Origin of the sequence: Nakamurella flavida, from assembly GCF_030811475.1 — a bacterium.
Classification (GTDB): domain Bacteria; phylum Actinomycetota; class Actinomycetes; order Mycobacteriales; family Nakamurellaceae; genus Nakamurella; species Nakamurella flavida.
In genome coordinates, this window is record NZ_JAUSQV010000001.1 from 4,259,522 (window position 1) to 4,272,645 (window position 13,124).

A 13,124-nucleotide genomic window follows, 5' to 3' on the forward strand; every position below is an offset into this window, starting at 1 on the left:
GAGCGGGTCACGGCGCGGTCAGCAGGTCGGTGGTGAAGTACGAGCCGAAGTCCGGCTCGGTGGTGAGCGGGGCCCCGTCGGCGTCGACCAGCACACCGGCGTCGAAGAGGAACCGGCCGAACGCGGACCACTGGGCGGCGTCCTGGGGGCCGACCGTTCCGTCGGCCGACTTCAACAGATCCGCGGCGAGGGTCCGCTGGCTCTCCTTGACCAGGTCCTCGTCGGTGAACGCGCCCGGGTTGGCCTTGATGAGGAGCTCGGCCGCGGTGTCCGGGTAGTCGGCGGCGAGCTGGTAGCCGCGTTGCAGCACACCCAGGAACGCGCGCGCCTGCTCGGGGTGGTCCCGGATCCAGCTGCGGCTGCCGTCCACCACGACCGCGTAGGCGTCGGGGAAGCCGTAGTCGGTGTAGTGGAAGTACTTCATCGGGGTGCCGTTGCGTTCCGCCTCGATGCCCTCCCAGGCGGTGAACGGGATGGTGAAGTCCACGTCGCCGGAGTACAGGGCCTCGTAGGCCGAGGTGCCGAGGGTGACGGTGGTGAAGTCTCCGGTCCCGCCCGCGTCCCGGATCACCGCCTGCAGCAGCGGTTGTTCGACCGGGTCGCCGAACCCGGCGTAGGTGAGCCCGTCGAGGTTCTTCGGCGAGGTCAGGTCGTCCCGGTCGGCCCGCACCCCGATGGCGGTGGCCCAGTGCTGCAGGACGGCGAACACGCTGACCACGCCGGCGCCGGCGGCCTGCGCACGGGCCGAGGAGTCCTGGAAGCTGATGCCGAACTCGGCGGCGCCGGCGTCGATCAGGGTGTCGGGCAGGGCGCTGCTGTACGGGAGAACCTGGACGTCCAGCCCGATCTCGGCGAACCAGCCCTGCTGGAGGGCGACGTACAGGCCGGTGTGGTTGGTGTTGGGGGTCCAGTCCAGGGCGAAGCGGATGGTCGTGGGGCCGACGGCGGTGCCGGGGGCGGCCGAGCCGTCCGTGGCGTCGGCGGTGGCGGCCGGGACGGCCGGATCACCGGAACAGGCGGCGACGGCGAGCAGCGCGGAGCCGAGCGTGCCGGTCAGGAACGCGCGGCGGGAGGGCAGGGTGGACACGAGAAGCCTTTCGGGACAGCCATGATCGGGGGCAGGTCGGGCAGAGCGCGACGGTCAGACGGGCCAGGGCTGCGGGTGCAGCGCGGTGTCCCAGAACAGGAACTCGTAGACGCTCGCGGTGCGGAACGCGGCCGTCATCTGCGTGCGCTGCGCGTCGGTGGCGGTCGCCGCGGCGTCGTCGACCAGGCGCCGGGCCTGCACCACCGAGTGTTGGAACTCCGGCCCGTCGTAGGTGGCGACCCACCGGGCGTAGGGGTGGTCGGGGGCGACGTCCAGCACCCGGGCCGCGTCGACGGCCAACCGGGCGGCGACCTCCGCGTAGATCCAGAAGCAGGGCAGCACCGCGGCGGCGGCGACCGGGTAGTCGGCGGTGGCGGCCGTCGCGATCAGGAAGGAGACGTAGCCCAGGCAGGTGGGGGAGTGCTCGAGCTCCCCGGCCGGCTCGCCCAGGGCGCCGCCGCCGAGCAGGTCGCCGTGCAGCCCGGTCTCCACCACCGCGGCGGTGTGCGCGGACGAGGCCCAGAACGCGGCCTGAACCGGGGTCGGGGCCTTCGCGGCCAGCAGCGCCAGGGCCTTGGCGTACCCCGCCAGGTACAGCGAGTCCTGCTCCAGGTAGAACCGGAACACCTCGACCGGCAGGGTGCCCGCGCCGAGCCCGGCGAGGAACGCCATGCCGTCGATCCTCTCCCGGACGTCGGCCGTGGAGGCCCACAGCTCGTCGGTGAAGCGGGACCCAGCGGCGGGAGACCCTGCGGCAGGCGAACCGGCCAGTGGGTGAGCGGTGCCCGGGCGGGCGGTGGCCGTCATGCCGGCCCCCGTCCGGCGGGCACGGTGCAGCGGTGGATGGGACGGGTGGGTGAGACGAGCAGGCGCCTGGAGCAGCACGGCACAGCGCGACATCCCTTCGCTAGTACGAACTAGATCAGGTTCGACGGGTGTTCTCTCAGCCCAGTGGGCACCCCGTGTCGCCGACGACGATACCCCCAGGTCACCCGTCGGGGGTCGCCGTGCGCGTGGGAGGGTCGCCCGATGCGACGCGGACCGGGACCTGTCGACGACCCGTCACGCGTCCGTGAGCTGACCGCGCGGGAACGCGAAGTGCTGATCGCGATGATCGAGCGGGGCATGGACCACGAGGGCCGACCCACCGCGGCGGACCGGGAACGGTGGCTGGTCAGCGTGCCGGGTGTCCGGGCAGGCTCACGGTGCGGATGCCGGACGTGTCCCTCGATCGAGCTGACCGACGCGCGGGGGCTGAGGCAGCCCGAGCATGCTGTCCGCATCGTCCTGGAGGCGGGGACGAAGGACGGCCTGCTGCTGTTCGTCGACGACGACCGGCTCAGCTACCTGGAGCTCGCCCCGTTCGACGACGAGGGCGTCGCGGAGTTCCCGTCGGCGGAGTCGATCGACATCGGGTGAGACCCATTGGGCCGCAGCCGATCGGCGGCCGGGTCAGTCGTCGCTGCGGTCCCGCCGGTGCCCGCCCAGGAGATCGGGCAGGTCGTATCCGAAGCGCTCGAAGCGGTCCGGGTGCGGCGGGAAGCCCTGCGCGCGGACGAGCTCACCCCCGCGGCTGGTGAAGATGTCCGCGGTCTCGATGACACCGGCTTCGACCCGCCCCGGCAGGGCGATGATCTCGCGGACCCGGCGGCCGCCGTTCGGTTCCACGCCGACGTGCACGACGAGGTCGACGGACGCGGCGACGGTGGGCACCACGAACCCGGCGGTGACGTTCTCCCCGGCCAGCAGCGGCAGGGTGCACAGCTTGACCACGGCCTCCCGTGCGGAGTTGGCGTGCACCGAGCACATGCCGGGCAGACCGCTGTTCAGCGCGATGAGCAGATCCAGGGACTCCTCCTGGCGGACCTCGCCGACGATGATCCGGCTGGGCCGCATCCGCAGCGCCTCCTTGACCAGCCGCCGCAACCGGATCTCCCCGTTGCCCTCCAGGTTCGGCTGCCGGGTCTGCATGGCGACCACGTCGGGAAGGTTCGGGCGGAGCTCGAAGACCTCCTCGCAGGTGATCACCCGCTCCCGGGCCGGGACGGAGTTCAGCAGTGTGTTGAGCAGGGTGGTCTTCCCGGCCTGGGTCCCGCCGGCGACGATGATGTTGAGCCCGCAGACCACCGCGGCCTCCAGGAAGCGGGCCGCGTGCGCCGTCATGCTGCCCAGCGCGACGAGGTCCTCCAGGCCGTTCGCCGCCACGACGAACTTCCGGATGTTCAGGCTCAGGTGCTCGCGGGTGATGTCCGGGATGACCGCGTGCAGGCGACTGCCGTCGGGGAGCAGGGCGTCGACGAACGGGGAGGAGAGGTCCAGGCGGCGGCCGGACGGCTTGAGCATGCGTTCGGTGAGGTCGCGGACCTCGCCGGGGGTGAGGACGACGGTGGTGAGCTCGGAGACGCCGCGGCGGGCGACGAAGACCCGGCCGGGGGCGTTGATCCAGATCTCCTCGACCTCGTCGTCGTCCAGGAAGCGTTGCAGGGGGCCGAATCCGGCAAGGCTGTCGAAGACGGTGCGGACCGCGCCGGTGCGGTCGAGCAGTGGAGGGAGCGAAGAGGTGGGGACGCGTTCCTCGTAGTGGGTGATGACCTCGTCGATGAGGGAGCGGGTGCCGCGGTGGTCGGTGACGGGGTCGATGCCGCGGCGGCGGACGAGTTCGCGGACCTCGTCCTGGATGTGCTCGGTGGCGGTCAGCGTCGGCATGGCTCGATCCCCGGATCGTCGTGCGGGTGCGCCGGCGGGCGCACGGTGGACAGGTGTCCGGGGGGCGGGACGGACGGGCTCGAACCTACGGGGAACACGGTGTCCCAGGCGGGGGAAATCCACACCCGTCCGGGGCGGTGGGGATCTTCGGTGCGAGCCGCACCGGCCCGCGTGTCACCCCACGCGCTCAGCGGGCGCGCCGGGTCAGCCGGTCGAGCAGCTGGGCCGACTTCTGCTGGTCGATCTCCGCCCGACGCACGGCGAAGCGGGCGTCGTCCAACCGGTTCCGGGCCGCGGCGAGCTGCTCCTGCACGGCGCGGACCTCGTCGGTGCGGTCCTGAACGGCCTGGTGGGCGGCGGTCACCGCGTCCTGCGCCTGCTGCTCGGCATCCCGCGCCTCCTGCAGCTCGGCCTGCTGGCGGTGACGGCGCTCCGCGACGGCGGCCTCGCGCTCGGCGGCCCGGGCGGCACGATCGCGCTCGGCCTGCCGGGTGGCCGCGCGCCGGTCCGCGCCGTCGTCCCCGCCCTGCGCGTCCTGCCCGCGACCGGTCCGCCTGCCCGTGCTGGTGCGGGTGTCCGGTTCGTCGTCCGACCCGACCGGGGACCCGACCGGGGGCGCGGCCGCCCGGTCGGGGCCACGGACCGGTGGCGCGCCCACCGCGTCGGGGACGGCCACGAGATCGGCCAGCGCGACCGAGCCGAAGCCCTCCCAGTGCACCGGTTTGACCAGCGCTCCGGCGGACACGGCGCCGCCGATCTCCTCGTCCGCGACGGCCGCGTTGAGGGTGGCGACCACGTCCTCCTGCAACGCGGTGGCCGGCTCGCTCTCGTCGACGAGGTCGAACGCCACCGCGGCCAGGTCCTCGACCAGCGTGCGGCGGCGGCCGGACAGCTCGCGCATGGCCGGGCCGTCCAGCGAGTGCTCGGCCTCCCGCAGATCGGTGCCGAGTTCGAGCAGTTCGGCGATGCGCTCCGGGTGGGCGCGCGCCAGCTGGTTGACGGTGAACGCGGCCCGGGTCGGTTTGCGGAGCGCGCCGATGAGGGTCGCGGCGTCCCGGTCCTTCGCGGAGCGGGCATCCTTGGCCAGCGCGGTGCGGCGGGGGGTGAAGTCCGCCAGTGGCCCGGCGTACAGCTCGGCCACCGCGTCGGTCACCCGGTCCGTCATGGACCCATCCTGACGGGTGGGTCAGGAAAGGGTCACCCAGCGACCCGAGGCCACCGACTCGGTCATCGCGTCCAGTGCCTGGGCCGCGGCCACCGCGTCGTCGATCGTGGCGCCGTGGGGTTCGCCGTCGGCGATGGAGCGCAGGAACGCCGCGGCCTCGATGACCTTGAGGTCGTCGTACCCCATGGCGATGCCCGCGCCGGGCTGGAAGGCCCCGTACGCGCCGGCGTCCGGGCCGACGAACACGGTGGCGGCGGGTTCGTCCTGGTAGCGGTCACCGGTGCTCAGGCGGAGTTCGCCCATCCGGCGGAAGTCCCAGGCGACCATCCCGGCCGTCCCGTGGATCTCGAAGCCGTAGGTGTTCTGCTGGCCGACCGCGACCCGGCTGGCCTCCACCCCCACCCGCGCGCCCGAAGCCATGCGCATGAGCCCGCCGGCCCAGTCGTCGTTCTGCACATCGCCGAGCTCGCCGCCCTCGGCCCGGCCGTGTCCGCTGGTCGCCCCGGTCGGCCGGGACCGCTGCGGCACGAACACGGCGGTGTCGGCGACCACCGCCTGCAGATCGCCGAGCAGATGGCGGACCAGGTCGACCCCGTGGCTCATCAGGTCGCCCAGCACGCCGTTGCCGCCCCGCTCGCGTTCGTACCGCCAGGTCAACGCCCCCTGCGGATGGGCGGCGTAGTCCGACAGCAGGCGGAACGACGCGTGGGTGACCCGGCCGATCCCGCCCGCGGCGATCAGGTCCCGGGTGGCCTGCACGGCCGGGGCGTTGCGGTAGTTGAAGCCCACTGCCGTCCGCACCCCGGCCCGCCGTGCCGCGTCCGCGACGGCACGGGCGTCGTCGGCGCTCAGCCCGACGGGCTTCTCGATCCACAGGTGCTTCCCGGCGGAGACCACGGCCACGCCGATCTCCCGGTGCAGGAAGTTCGGCGCGGTGACGCTGATCGCGGCGATGTCCGGATCGGCGACCAGGGCCGGCCAGCCGAGCTCGGCCCGGGCGAAGCCGAACTGGTCCGCGGCCGCCGCCGCCCGGCCGGGCACCTCGTCGGCCACCGCGGCCAGCACCGGGGCGACAGGGAGATCCGGGAAGTGGTGGAGCACCCGCGCGTAGGCCTGGGTGTGCGCGCGGCCCATCCAGCCGAAGCCGGCCACGGCCACCGGCAGCGGACGCCGGGTGGGGATGGAGGTGGACCCGGGGGTGGGCAGGGACATCGGGGCTCCCAGCGACGGTGGCGGAACGGTGATCCTGGCGGGACGGTCGGTGGCCACTGTCCGGTCCGTTCTTTGTCCTGTCAAGAGCACAAGAAGGGGCTGGATAGGGTGCGGCGGTGACCTCCCGCACCCCGGCCGAAGCGAGCGATCCGACCGACGATCTGGCCGTCGCCCTGGCGCTGGCCGACGCGGCCGACGCGATCAGCCTGCCGCGGTTCGGATCGGCCGATCTGGCCGTCACGGCCAAGCCCGACCTGACCCCGGTGACCGATGCCGATCTGGCCGTCGAGCGCGCCCTGCGCGAGGTGCTCGGCCGGCTGCGGCCCGACGACGCGGTGCTGGGCGAGGAGTTCGGTGCCGGGGAATCCGAGGCAGCGGCGACGGGGCAGGCCAGGCGCTGGGTGATCGACCCGATCGACGGGACGAAGAACTTCGTGCGCGGCGTCCCGGTGTGGGCCACCCTCATCGCGCTGTTCGACGGGGACGCCATCGTGGTCGGCGTGGTGTCCGCGCCCGCCCTGGCCCGCCGCTGGTGGGCCCGCACCGGCGGGGGAGCCTTCACCTCCTTCGCCGGCGGCGCCCCGCGGCCGTGCCGGGTCTCGGGGGTGGCCGAGCTCGGGGACGCCTCGCTCTCCTACTCCGATCTCGCCGAGTGGTCGGCGATCGACGCCCTCCCGGCCTTCCTGGACCTCACCCGGGCCTGCTGGCGCACCCGGGCCTACGGTGACTTCTGGTCGTACCTGCTGGTCGCCGAGGGCGCGGTGGACATCGCCGTCGAACCCGAGCTGAGCCTGTGGGACCTCGCCGCCCTGGTGCCCATCGTCACCGAGGCCGGCGGGTCGTTCACCGACACCGCCGGCCGCCCGGCCGGGCCGGCCACGGCCAGTGCACTGGCCACCAACGGACGGCTGCACCCAGCCACCGTGGCCGCCCTCGGCCTCGCCGACCGGGCCGGCTGAACCGCACAGCAGCAGCACAGCGTGATCGCGATCCCGCCGAGATGACGGACGAGTAACGAAAGAGTCGGTAAGCTGCGCGTTTGTGATTCACCTCGGGAATGTCACCAAGATCTACAAGACGTCCACGCGGCCCGCGCTGGACGGCGTCTCGCTGGACGTCGAGAAGGGCGAATTCGCGTTCGTCATCGGCCCGTCGGGCTCGGGCAAGTCCACCCTGCTGCGGCTGCTGCTGCGCGAGGATTTGCCCACCTCCGGTGACCTTTCGGTGGGCGGCAAGGACCTGGTCAACCTGCGCCGCTCGCGCGTCCCGGCCCACCGCCGGCAGCTCGGCTGCGTGTTCCAGGACTTCCGGCTGCTGACCAACAAGACCGTGGAGCAGAACGTCGGGTTCGCCCTCGAGGTGATCGGCCGGTCCCGGGCGTCGATCAAGCAGGTCGTCCCCGAGGTGCTCGAGATGGTCGGCCTGGAGGGCAAGGCCAAGCGACTGCCGCAGGAGCTCTCCGGCGGTGAGCAGCAGCGCGTGGCGATCGCCCGGGCGTTCGCCAACCGGCCGCTGCTGCTGCTGGCCGACGAGCCCACCGGCAACCTCGACCCGGACACCAGCGCCGACATCATGCTGCTGCTGGAGCGGATCAACCGCACCGGCACCACCGTGCTGATGGCCACCCACGACAACACCATCGTCGACTCCATGCGTCGGCGGGTCATCGAGCTGCAACTGGGCAAGGTCGTCCGCGACGAGGCCCGCGGCGTCTACGGCGTCGGTCGCTGACCCACCCATCTGAACGACTCGAGCACCATCCCTGAGCTGCGGGAGGAACCGGCAGCGCACGAGAGGAACACATGCGAGCCGGATTCATCCTCGGCGAGGTCCTGAACGGATTCCGCCGGAACATCACGATGACGATCGCGATGATCCTGACCACCGCGATCTCCCTGGGCCTGCTCGGCGGCGGGCTCATCGTCGCCCGGATGACCGACCAGCTGCAGGAGATCTACGGTGATCGGGTCGAGGTGACCATCTACCTCACGCCCGACGTGTCCGCCCAGGACCCGGACTGCCGCGACGACGTGTGCCAGGCGATCAACTCCTCGCTCCAGGCGAACGCCGAGGTCGCCTCGATCGAGTACGAGAGCCAGGCGGCGGCGTTCCAGCGCTACCAGCAGCAGTTCGCCGGACAGCCCGAGCTGCTCGAGATCGGCACCCAGGAGGCACTGTCCGCGTCCTTCCACGTCCGGCTGGCCGACCCGCAACGCTTCCGCATCATCGCCGAGCAGTACTCCGGCTCGCCGGGCGTGCAGTCGGTGTCCGACCAGAGCGCGTTCCTGGACCGGCTGTTCTCGCTGCTCAACAGCGTGCGGAACGCGACCATCGTCATCGCGCTGATCCAGGCCCTGGCCGCGCTGCTGCTCATCTCGAACATGGTGCAGATCGCGGCGTTCACCCGGCGCACCGAGACCTCGATCATGCGACTCGTCGGCGCCTCCCGGTGGCGGACCCAGCTGCCGTTCATGATCGAGGCGATCCTGGCCGGGGTCATCGGCGCGGCGCTGGCCATCGGTGGTCTCGTCGCGGCCAAGTTCTTCTTCATCGACAAGGCACTGGGGTCGGTGTTCAGCGCCGGCATCCTCCCGCCGGTCGACACCGCCACCCTGATCTGGGTGTCCCCGATCCTGGTCGCCATCGGCGCCGGACTGGCCGCCGTCTCGGCGTACGTCACCCTCCGCCTGTACGTCCGCCTCTAGGGGCACGGACGGGCGGGCGGCCTTCACCGGGACCTCCGTGCCGGGGGGGGATACTGCCCGGCGTGCAGCCATCGGACGCGTACCCCCACGGACCTGTCGGCACCGATTCCGACGGACCGGTGGTGTCGACCCCGGCCGGCGCTGTCCGGGGTGAACAGGTCGGGTCCGTGTCGGTGTGGCGGGGCATCCGGTACGCCGCCCCACCGACCGGTGACCTCCGCTGGCGGGCGCCGGTGCCTCCGGAGCCCTGGACCGGGATCCGCGACGCCCTGCGGTTCGGGCCGGCCGCCCCGCAGGGCGTCGGTCCGATGATCGACCTCGGTGTCGGCGTGCGGCAGGACGAGGACTGCCTGTTCCTGAACGTCTGGGCCCCCGCCGAACCGGCCGCTCCGCGACCGGTGATGGTCTGGGTGCACGGCGGGGCCTACGTGCTCGGTTCGGCCAGCCAGGCCCTGTACGACGGACGGTCGCTCGTCGAGGCCGGCGACGTCGTCGTCGTGACGATCAACTACCGCCTCGGCGTGCTCGGCTTCTTGGACCTCACCGCGACCGGCGGCGACGAGGGTGACGGCTCCTTCGACGGCAACCTGGCCCTGCGCGACGTGATCCTGGCCCTGCAGTGGGTCCGGGACGGCATCGCCGGTTTCGGCGGCGACCCCGACTGCGTCACCGTGTTCGGCGAGTCCGCCGGCGGCGGCATGGTCACCACCCTGATGGCCACCCCGTCGGCCCGCGGCCTGTTCCACCGGGCCATCGCCCAGAGCTCCCCGGCCACGTCGGTCTACGACCGCGCCCGGGCCGCCACCGTGGTCCGGCGGTTCGTGGAGCTGGTGGACCCGGACGGCGGTGCCGACCGGGCGACCCGGTTGCGGGCGCTGCCGGTGGAGGCCCTCGTCGAGGCCGGTCAGGTCCTGTTCTCCGAGGTCCCCAGCACCGCCCCCGGCACGCTGGCCTTCGCGCCGACCGTGGACGGCGATCTGGTGCCGGACTATCCGGTGGCGGTGTTCGCCCGGGGCGAGGCGGCCCCGGTCCCGCTGCTCATCGGCACCAACAAGGACGAGGCGTCGCTCTTCGCCCGGATGAAGTCGCCGCTGATGCCGGTGCAGACCGACACCATCGAGGAGATGTTCGCGCAGATCGCCGTCGAGCACCCCGAGCTCGTGCTGCCCGAACGCGCCCAGGTGGTGAGTGCCTACTCCGGCATGCGGGTGCGGGCCGTGGGGCTGGGGATCGCCCGCGACATCGGGTTCCGCATGCCCACCGTCTGGGTGGCCGAGGGGCACGCCGCCGTGGCCGCGGTCCACCTGTACCGCTTCGACCACGCCACCCCGGTGCTCAAGCTGCTGCGCATCGGCGCCACCCATGCCACCGAGCTGCCGTACGTCTGGGGCAACCTGGTCCACGGCCCGCGGGACGTGACCTTCAAGCTGGGCGGCCTGGCCGCCGCCCGGGTGCTGTCGGCGGCCATGCAGCAGCGGTGGATCGCCTTCGCCCGGACCGGCAGCCCGGACCACCCGGACGCGGTGAGCTGGCCCGCCTACACGTCGCCGGTGCGGGCCACCATGGTCTTCGACCGGACCGAGACGGTCGTCGAGGACCTCGACCGGAACCTGCGCGAGACCTGGGGGGCCGAGCCGCTCGCCTTCCGCTGACCGCCCGGATGCCCGGACCGGCGGGCGGGATCGGAAACCGGTGGACCACCGCCGGTACTCTGGACCGGTCATGGCTACCCACACCACCGTCCGCCCCGCGCCGACCCGCACGGCCCCCACCGGCCGGGCCCGCAGCAGCAACCGGCCCACCGGCCGCAGCATCATCGCGTCCAACCGCAAGGCGCGGCACGACTACTCGATCATCGACACCTACGAGGCCGGCATCTCGCTGACCGGCACCGAGGTCAAGTCACTGCGCGCCGGTCGTGCATCGCTGATCGACGGCTACGCCACGATCACCGAGGACGAGGTCTGGTTGCGCGGGGTGCACATCGCCGAGTACGCCGAGGGCACGTGGACCAACCACGCCCCGCGGCGCTCGCGCAAGCTCCTGCTGCACCGCGCGGAGATCGAGAAGCTCACCGCCAAGATGCGCGAGAACGGCACCGCGCTGGTGCCGTTGTCGATGTACTTCCTCGGCGGCCGGGTCAAGGTCGAGCTCGGCCTGGCCACCGGCAAGCGGCAGTACGACAAGCGGCAGACCCTGGCCAAGCGGGACGCCGACCGCGAGCTCGAGCGCTACGCCGGGCGCAGGTTCAAGGGCATGACCGGCTGATCCCACCCGGGAATGCGGTCGACCCCTCCGGGGTTGGACGGTAGGCTGGAGATGCACCACCCCGTCCGGACAGATGTGTCCGGACGGTGCACCACATCAGGCACGTCACCGGGCAGTTCCCCTCGGTACCTCGGGGGGTGATCGGTTTCGACAGCGTCTGTTGAGCAAGGAGAAGCGGGCCGAGGAAGGCGACGATGATCTCGTTAACCACCCGTCGCAAAAAATCAAGCGCCGAGAACAAAACTCAGCGCAGTGTCGCCCTCGCCGCCTGAGCGAGTGTGACACTCGTCAGTCCGGGTTCTCCTCCGCCCCGGGTACTGGCGCCAGCTAGGAGGATTACCGAAGGATCCGGTCGCGGGATCCGACGGGACATCTCACAGCGACTGGGCCTGTCGCACCAGCACGTTCGCATGACTGGTGAGGTCAAGTAGGGACAAGGCGGACTGCGCCCGGAGAAGGCCTCGTGAGGCAACGTTGGACGCGGGTTCAATTCCCGCCACCTCCACAGCACGACCGGAAGGCCCCGCCCGAGACATCGGGTGGGGCCTTCCGGCTGTCCGGGCCCTGGTCGGCCGGATGGGGCCGGGTGGGGCCGGTGGTCGAGAATGCGCGGGTGACCGTCGAGCAGATCATCGCCGCGTTGGCCCTGGAACCGTTGCCCGTCGAGGGCGGCCTGTTCGCCGTCACCCACGCGGACGAGCACGGCAGCGCCATCCACTTCCTGGTCCGCGCCCCCGACTTCTCCGCGCTCCACCTGTTGACCGCGGCCGAGACCTATCACCACTACGCCGGTGCGCCGCTCCGCCTGGTGCTGCTGCACCCGGACGGCACCGTCACCCGCCCCGTGCTCGGGACCGACCTCGCCGCCGGCCAGCGTCCGCAGATCCGGGTGCCCGGCGGGGTGTGGCAGGGCTCGGCGTCGGCGGGGGAGTGGACGCTGGTCGGCACCACCATGGCCCCGCCCTACGATCCCGACGGGGTCCGCTTCGCCGGGCAGTCGGAGCTGACCGCGCGCTGGCCGGCTGCGGCCGACGACATCGCCGCCCTCACCCGGTCCTGATCACCCCGGTCCCCGGCACCCGGTCGTCCTGCGATCGGTTCCCGCTCCGTCCTGCGGTCGGCACCCGGTCGTCAGCCTGCGGCAGGCAGGCGGCCCACGATCGCGTCGGCGAACCGCTCCGCGGAACCGGGGCCCTCGGGCAGGAACAACCCGGGTTCGATCAGTTCGAGTTCCATGACCAGGGGCGCATCGGTCGGGCCGACCAGATCGACCCGGGCGTAGAGCAGGTCGGCGGGCGCCACGGCGAGGGCCCGCCGGGCGACGTCGAGGTCGGCCGGGGACGCCTGGACGGCCTCGTTGCGGCCGCCGTGCTGTTCCTGCACCCGGAAGTCCGTCGGCGCCGGGATCTTGCGGACCGCGTGCGACAGCTCCCCGTCGAAGAACAGCAGCGAGCGCTCGCCCTCGCGCACCGATTCCTGGAATGGCTGGACCAGGGCGTCACCGGTGGCGGTCAACGCGGCCAGGTGGGTGGCCGCCTCGGCCGACCCGGCCGGGAACAGCCCGACACCCACCGCACCCGCCGACACCGCGGGTTTGACCACGATCCGCTCGGCGCCGAGATCGGGCAGCGTCCGCCCGCCCCGGACGACCAGGACGGACGGCACCACAGGAACCCCGGCGGCGGCCAGCTCGACCAGGTACCCCTTGTGCGAGTTCCAGGCCAGCACCGGAACCGGGTTGTGCAGGGGGATGTCCTCGGCCAATGCGCCCATCGCGTCGAGGAACTCCGTACGCCGCGCCGCGTAGTCCCAGGTACTGCGGATCACCGCCAGCTCCACGCCCGCCGGCACAGGGCCGGTCTCGGTCCAGCCGCGGACGAGGCCGCGGACCCCCCGTGCGGCCAGCGCGTCCACGATCAGCGGCATGTCGACGTCGTCACGGGGGAGGGTGGGGGCGGTCAGCAGCAGCACGTCTCTCACG

Annotated in this window: 13 protein-coding genes, 1 other RNA gene and 1 riboswitch; of the genes, 8 read left to right on the forward strand and 6 right to left on the reverse strand. The window is 72.4% G+C overall.

Features of this window, described 5'->3' with window-relative positions; translation table 11 throughout:
* Window positions 1-7: 7 nt before the first annotated feature.
* Window positions 8-1,087, reverse strand: a complete 1,080-nt coding sequence (locus tag J2S58_RS18830; protein ID WP_205257265.1) for an ABC transporter substrate-binding protein — start codon at window positions 1,085-1,087, stop codon at window positions 8-10.
* 54 nt (window positions 1,088-1,141) lie between these two features.
* A complete protein-coding gene (locus J2S58_RS18835) occupies window positions 1,142-1,894 on the reverse strand; it encodes a TenA family protein (protein ID WP_205257266.1) in 753 nt (250 codons plus the stop codon).
* Between the two features lie 75 nt (window positions 1,895-1,969).
* Window positions 1,970-2,060, reverse strand: a riboswitch (TPP riboswitch).
* 56 nt (window positions 2,061-2,116) lie between these two features.
* Here J2S58_RS18835 and J2S58_RS18840 point away from each other — a divergent pair.
* Window positions 2,117-2,506, forward strand: a complete 390-nt coding sequence (locus J2S58_RS18840) for a hypothetical protein (RefSeq protein WP_205257267.1) — start codon at window positions 2,117-2,119, stop codon at window positions 2,504-2,506.
* A 33-nt stretch (window positions 2,507-2,539) separates the two neighbouring features.
* Here the strand turns inward: J2S58_RS18840 and J2S58_RS18845 are convergent, their stop codons facing one another.
* The 3 genes from J2S58_RS18845 to J2S58_RS18855 all read right to left on the reverse strand — a co-directional run bounded on the left by J2S58_RS18845 (window position 2,540) and on the right by J2S58_RS18855 (window position 6,170).
* On the reverse strand, window positions 2,540-3,793 hold the full coding sequence (locus tag J2S58_RS18845) for a CpaF family protein (protein WP_205257268.1): 1,254 nt from the start codon (window positions 3,791-3,793) through the stop codon (window positions 2,540-2,542).
* 187 nt (window positions 3,794-3,980) lie between these two features.
* Window positions 3,981-4,958, reverse strand: a complete 978-nt coding sequence (locus tag J2S58_RS18850) for a hypothetical protein (RefSeq protein WP_205257269.1) — start codon at window positions 4,956-4,958, stop codon at window positions 3,981-3,983.
* 21 nt (window positions 4,959-4,979) lie between these two features.
* Window positions 4,980-6,170 (reverse strand): Gfo/Idh/MocA family protein, encoded by a 1,191-nt coding sequence (locus J2S58_RS18855; RefSeq protein WP_205257270.1) that lies wholly within the window; start codon window positions 6,168-6,170, stop codon window positions 4,980-4,982.
* A gap of 116 nt (window positions 6,171-6,286) precedes the next feature.
* On the opposite strand from J2S58_RS18855, the gene hisN reads away from it, so the two are divergent.
* The 7 genes from hisN to J2S58_RS18890 all read left to right on the forward strand — a co-directional run bounded on the left by hisN (window position 6,287) and on the right by J2S58_RS18890 (window position 12,203).
* Window positions 6,287-7,129: a histidinol-phosphatase gene (hisN, locus tag J2S58_RS18860; protein WP_205257271.1), complete on the forward strand. Its 843-nt coding sequence runs from the start codon at window positions 6,287-6,289 to the stop codon at window positions 7,127-7,129.
* 82 nt (window positions 7,130-7,211) lie between these two features.
* A complete protein-coding gene (ftsE, locus tag J2S58_RS18865; RefSeq protein ID WP_205257272.1) occupies window positions 7,212-7,901 on the forward strand; it encodes a cell division ATP-binding protein FtsE in 690 nt (229 codons plus the stop codon).
* A gap of 71 nt (window positions 7,902-7,972) precedes the next feature.
* Complete coding sequence (gene ftsX, locus J2S58_RS18870; RefSeq protein ID WP_205257273.1) at window positions 7,973-8,875, forward strand: permease-like cell division protein FtsX; 903 nt, start codon at window positions 7,973-7,975, stop codon at window positions 8,873-8,875.
* A gap of 62 nt (window positions 8,876-8,937) precedes the next feature.
* Window positions 8,938-10,527: a carboxylesterase/lipase family protein gene (locus tag J2S58_RS18875; protein ID WP_205257274.1), complete on the forward strand. Its 1,590-nt coding sequence runs from the start codon at window positions 8,938-8,940 to the stop codon at window positions 10,525-10,527.
* 70 nt (window positions 10,528-10,597) lie between these two features.
* Complete coding sequence (smpB, locus tag J2S58_RS18880; protein ID WP_205257275.1) at window positions 10,598-11,143, forward strand: SsrA-binding protein SmpB; 546 nt, start codon at window positions 10,598-10,600, stop codon at window positions 11,141-11,143.
* Window positions 11,144-11,276: 133 nt separating this feature from the next.
* Window positions 11,277-11,651: a transfer-messenger RNA gene (ssrA, locus tag J2S58_RS18885) on the forward strand.
* Window positions 11,652-11,756: 105 nt separating this feature from the next.
* The gene (locus J2S58_RS18890) at window positions 11,757-12,203 is read left to right on the forward strand and encodes a cupin domain-containing protein (RefSeq protein WP_205257276.1); all 447 of its coding nucleotides are present in this window, start codon (window positions 11,757-11,759) and stop codon (window positions 12,201-12,203) included.
* Window positions 12,204-12,274: 71 nt separating this feature from the next.
* Here the strand turns inward: J2S58_RS18890 and J2S58_RS18895 are convergent, their stop codons facing one another.
* Window positions 12,275-13,123, reverse strand: a complete 849-nt coding sequence (locus tag J2S58_RS18895; protein WP_205257277.1) for an ATP-grasp domain-containing protein — start codon at window positions 13,121-13,123, stop codon at window positions 12,275-12,277.
* Between the last annotated feature and the right edge of the window lies 1 nt (window position 13,124).

What these genes read in the sequence shown, in the direction of transcription:
- J2S58_RS18835 (WP_205257266.1), bottom strand. Translation starts at nt 1,894, where the DNA reads ATGACGGCCACCGCCCGCCCGGGCACCGCTCACCCACTGGCCGGTTCG.
- J2S58_RS18840 (WP_205257267.1), top strand. Translation starts at nt 2,117, where the DNA reads ATGCGACGCGGACCGGGACCTGTCGACGACCCGTCACGCGTCCGTGAG.
- J2S58_RS18845 (WP_205257268.1), bottom strand. Translation starts at nt 3,793, where the DNA reads ATGCCGACGCTGACCGCCACCGAGCACATCCAGGACGAGGTCCGCGAA.
- J2S58_RS18850 (WP_205257269.1), bottom strand. Translation starts at nt 4,958, where the DNA reads ATGACGGACCGGGTGACCGACGCGGTGGCCGAGCTGTACGCCGGGCCA.
- J2S58_RS18855 (WP_205257270.1), bottom strand. Translation starts at nt 6,170, where the DNA reads ATGTCCCTGCCCACCCCCGGGTCCACCTCCATCCCCACCCGGCGTCCG.
- ftsX (WP_205257273.1), top strand. Translation starts at nt 7,973, where the DNA reads ATGCGAGCCGGATTCATCCTCGGCGAGGTCCTGAACGGATTCCGCCGG.
- smpB (WP_205257275.1), top strand. Translation starts at nt 10,598, where the DNA reads ATGGCTACCCACACCACCGTCCGCCCCGCGCCGACCCGCACGGCCCCC.